Annotated in this window: 1 protein-coding gene; it reads right to left on the bottom strand. The window is 60.6% G+C overall.

All coding sequences use genetic code 11. The annotated features are described in order from the left end of the window. Nucleotides 1–8: 8 nt before the first annotated feature. Nucleotides 9–1186, bottom strand: a protein-coding gene (locus AC3WLT_RS37150) for an IS3 family transposase (RefSeq protein ID WP_492596523.1) whose coding sequence is annotated in 2 segments (ribosomal slippage) — nucleotides 9–919 and nucleotides 919–1186 — 1179 coding nt in all. Because the reading frame shifts where the segments join, the coding sequence is not laid out codon by codon here. Nucleotides 1187–1255 lie beyond the last annotated feature (69 nt).

Raw genomic sequence — 1255 nt, 5'->3', positions numbered from 1 at the left:
TGTAGTGGTCAAGTTATTTCGGACAGGCAGATAGGTTCTTTCACTGTCGGTTTCGCCTCGTAGGCAGCGGGCGACAGATAGCCCAATGTTGAGTGCAATCGTACGGCGTTGTAGAAACCGACAATGTACTGGTTGATGTCGCGCCGGGCCTCGTCGTGGTTGGCGTACCGACGCTGCCACACGCGTTCCATCTTCAGGTTCAGGAAGAACCTTTCCATCACCGAATTATCCCAACAATTTCCCTTGCGACTCATGCTGCAAACCACGTGATGCTGCCTGAGCAAGGCCTGGTATTCGTCGCTCGCGTACTGGCTGCCCCGGTCCGAATGCAGGACCAGTCCGGGCGCTGGCCGGCGCTGCTGCAGCGCCATGGTCAGCGCCGACATGACCAGTCCGGCCGGCATGGTGGGCGCCATGGACCAGCCGACCACCCTGCGTGAGTACAGGTCCAGCACGACCGCCAGATACAGCCAGCCCTGCGCCGTACGGATATACGTGATGTCCGAAACCCAGGCGCGATTGGGCTCGGCCACGTCAAACTGCCGGTCGAGCACGTTCGCGGCCACAGGTAGCGTATGCCTGCTGTCGGTCGTCGAGACGAACTTGCGCTTCCAGCTCGTACGCAGGCCTGCTTTGCGCATCAGCGTACGCACCCGGTAACGACCAATACTCAGCCCTTGCTCGCGCAGCGCATGCATCACGCGCCGGCTGCCATAGCTCGCGCCGCTCGCGGCGAATGCTGCCTTGACGTGGGTCTGTTCCTGCAGGCTCCTGGCGCTCGGCTTCGCACGCCGGTGCGCATAGTAGCCAGAGCGGCTCACCTGCAAAACCCGGCAGGCGTCACTGACCGATACGGCCTTCTGTTGCAAGTGAGCTACCACGCGGTAACTCACTTCAGTTCCCGGGCAAAGAAGGCCGATGCTTTTTTTAGCAGCGCGTTGTCCTCGCGCAATTGCCGGTTCTCCGCTTCGAGTTGCCGGATGCGCTGCTGTTCTGCCGTCAGCGGTTTGCCCTCGCCTGGACCGCCAGCACGCTCCGCGTCGTACTGGGCTACCCAGCGCCGCACGGCTGTCTCAACAAGGTCCATCGACCGGCAGACTTCGCCGACCGATAAGCCCTGGTCTCGAACCATCCGTACCACTTCCAGCTTGAAGCTGGCGTCAAATTGTCGGCGCCTTCTTGTCATCTATCGTTTTTCCTCGTCGATTCAGGATTGTCCTCCTATCGACCTGTCCGAGGAAATTAGACCATCACA

It is taken from the genome of Paraburkholderia sp. FW306-2-2C-D06C (assembly GCF_058781505.1).
The sequence above is the reverse complement of the archived record's forward strand: the minus strand, read 5'-3'. Positions and strand labels throughout refer to the sequence as shown.